This window comes from Caulobacter sp. P1_B12_2, assembly GCF_056406675.1.
Genome location: NZ_JBFTZS010000545.1, coordinates 1 through 2757, shown reverse-complemented (window position 1 = coordinate 2757; position 2757 = coordinate 1). Strand labels below are relative to the sequence as shown.

Here is a 2757-nt window from a genome sequence, read left to right as displayed (position 1 = left end):
GGGTGCTGGTGGCCGAAGACCATCCCACCAACCGCAAGGTCGTCGAGATCATCCTCCAGCCGTTCGATGTGGCCCTGACCATGGTCGAGGACGGCCAGGCGGCGCTGGACGCCTTCACGCCCGGCGCGTTCGACGCGATCCTGATGGACATGCAGATGCCGGTGATGGACGGCCTGACCGCCACCCGCCTGATCCGCGAGCGCGAAGCCGCCGCCGGCGCGCCGCCGGTGCTGCTGATCATGCTGACCGCCAACGCCATGGAAGAGCACGTCACGGCCGCCAAGGCCGCCGGCGCCGACCTGCACATCGCCAAGCCGGTGCGGCCGGCCCAGCTGTTGGAAGCTCTGGCGCGGACCCGGATGGCGCATGGCTCGGTGGAATTGAGCGCGGTCGACTAGCCGAGCGCTTCCGCCAGGCGGGCGATCGCCGGGTCGATCCCGGCGACGTCGATCTGGCCGAAGCCCAGCACGAAGCCAGACGGAGCCGGGCGCGCCACGGCGAAACTTTCCAGGACTTCCACCGCCACGCCCAGTCGCGCGGCGCGGGCGGCCACGGCCACGGCGTCCAGCGGCGCTCGGGGCAAGGCGGCGACGTGCAGGCCGGCTGAGGCTGGCAGCGGGATCAATCGGTCGCCGCAATGGACCTCCAGCGCCCGCAGCAGGGTCGCACGACGTTCCGCATAGACCTTGCGCATCCGGCGCACGTGGCGGGCCAGATGGCCCTCGGCGATGAAGGCGGCCAGGGTGGCGTGCTCGATGGCCGGACCGTGCCAGTCGCTACGCTCTCGAGCGGCCGCCAGGGCCTCGCGGTCCCGCTCGGGAGCGACGATGAAGCCGATGCGCAGGGCCGGCAGAAGGCTCTGGGAGAAGGTGCCGACATAGAAGACCCGGCCCCCCTCGCGCCCCCCTTGGCGGTCGAGGGTGCGCAGGGCGTCCAGGGGCGGGTCGTCGAAGCGGAACTCGCCGCCATAATCGTCCTCCACGATGATCGCCCCGCGCTCGGCGGCGAAGGCCAGCAGGGCCGCGCGGCGCCGGTGCGACATGGCGACGCCGGTCGGAAACTGCTGCGAGGGCGTCACGCAGACCACGGCCGCGTCGTCGGGCAGCTCGTCAACCACCAGCCCCTCGACGTCGACCCGCACGGGATGGATCCGCGCCCCGGCGGCGGCGAAGGCCTCGCGGGCCGCCGGGTAGCCGGGATCCTCGACCGCCACCACCGGGCGCTCCGGGGTCAGCAGGGTGCGGGCCAGCAGGTCGAAGGCCTGCTGGGCGCCGACCGTGACGATGACCTCGCGCGGCGAGCAGGCGATGGCGCGGGTGAACGACAGGTGGCCGGCGATCGCCTCGCGCAGAGCGGGCTGGCCGGCCGGCTCGCGGTAGCTTGTGGTGGCCCGCGAGAACTGGCGCAGGGCCCGCCCGGTGAGCCGGCCCCAGATGTCGTAGGGAAAGCTGGCGGTGTCGGGCCGTCCGGGGCGCAGGTTGTAGAGAGCCGGGACGTCGGGCGCCGCCGTCCGCCGGGCGGAGGCCTCGCCGGCGGTGGATTCCGCCTGGGCGGCGACGAAGGCGCCGGCGCCGGGCCGCGAGACGATCAGGCCCTCGCTCAGCAGCAGGTCATAGGCCGCCATCACCGTGTTGCGCGACAAGCCCAGGCGGTCGGCCAGGGCCCGGCTGGCGGGCAGCTGGACGCCGGGCGCCAAGCGGCCCGAGGCGATGGCGTCGCGAAGCTGTTCGTGCAGCCGCCGGCGGACGTCCCGCGACCCGGCGGGCGGCAGCTGGATCGCGAGTTCGAGCACGGCGTTCATCGCCACGTTTGTGCGCGTCTCCCCCATCGTTCTCAAGGGCGATCTCGGGTCGCCATTGGCGCCCCGAAAGTCGCGGCGATTGGCTCTCGCGCCCGCGCGCGCCGTGGGGATCATCGCCCTGCAGATCAGAGAGGTTCCGATGGCGGCATACCAAATGGCGGCATACAGGCGCGGCGTGGTCGCGATGGCGATGCTGGCGATGCTGGCGATGACGGTGGGCGTCTGCGGCCCGGCGGCGGCGTCGCAGGACAACGTCAAGCCGGCGGCGGTCGCCAATCTGGCGGGGCTGCACGACTTCGATTTCCTGCGCGGCGACTGGAAGGCTCATCACCGCAAGCTGAAGGCCGGTTCTAGCGACTGGGTCGAGTTCGAGGGCGTGGTCACCCAGCGAGCCCTGGCGGGCGGTTGGGCCAATTCCGGCGACAACCTGTTCCAGGCGCCGGACGGGCCGTATCGCGGCGTCAGCCTGCGGGCCTACGATCCCAAGACGGGGCAGTGGGCGGTGTGGTGGCTGGACGGCCGCGACCCGGGGGCGAACCTGGGCAAGCCGATCAAGGGCGGCTTCAAGAACGGCGTGGGCCGCTTCTATGCCGACGAGACGCGGGACGGAAAGCCGGTCCGCGTGCGGGTGGTCTGGACCCGCCCGACGCCGGCCACGGCCCACTGGGAGCAGGCCCTATCGACCGACGGCGGCCGGACCTGGGCCGTCAACTGGATCACCGACTTCACCCGGCCCAAGGCGGGTGAGCCGGTCGCGGCCGCCGCCTGGACGCCCGCTGGCGACAAGCGCGACGGACCCAACGCCTTCGACGCCCGCCCCGGCGAGTGGAAGGTGCGTCACCGCCGGCTGAAGGAGCGCCTGGCCGGCAGCACCGAATGGGTCGATTTCGGGGGAGACCAGACCTGGTGGCCGACCATGGCGGGGGTGGGCAACCTGGATGACAACGTCCTGGATC

The 2757-nt window shown here is 72.7% G+C and carries 3 protein-coding genes; 2 read left to right on the top strand and 1 reads right to left on the bottom strand.

The annotated features are described in order from the left end of the window. On the top strand, positions 1 to 398 hold a 398-nt coding region (locus AC1DZ6_RS23005; protein ID WP_477099432.1), incomplete at its 5' end, for a response regulator. Here AC1DZ6_RS23005 and pdxR read toward each other — a convergent pair. Beyond that, a complete protein-coding gene (gene pdxR / locus AC1DZ6_RS23000) occupies positions 395 to 1801 on the bottom strand; it encodes a MocR-like pyridoxine biosynthesis transcription factor PdxR (RefSeq protein WP_477099433.1) in 1407 nt (468 codons plus the stop codon). The genes AC1DZ6_RS23005 and pdxR overlap by 4 nt on opposite strands. A 154-nt stretch (positions 1802 to 1955) precedes the next feature. Here pdxR and AC1DZ6_RS22995 point away from each other — a divergent pair. Then, positions 1956 to 2757, top strand: an 802-nt coding sequence (locus AC1DZ6_RS22995; RefSeq protein WP_477099431.1) for a hypothetical protein, incomplete at its 3' end; no start/stop codon positions are given.

Bases quoted from the DNA above. Each gene is read 5' to 3' on its own strand.
- pdxR (WP_477099433.1), bottom strand. From the start codon at position 1,801: ATGAACGCCGTGCTCGAACTCGCGATCCAGCTGCCGCCCGCCGGGTCG.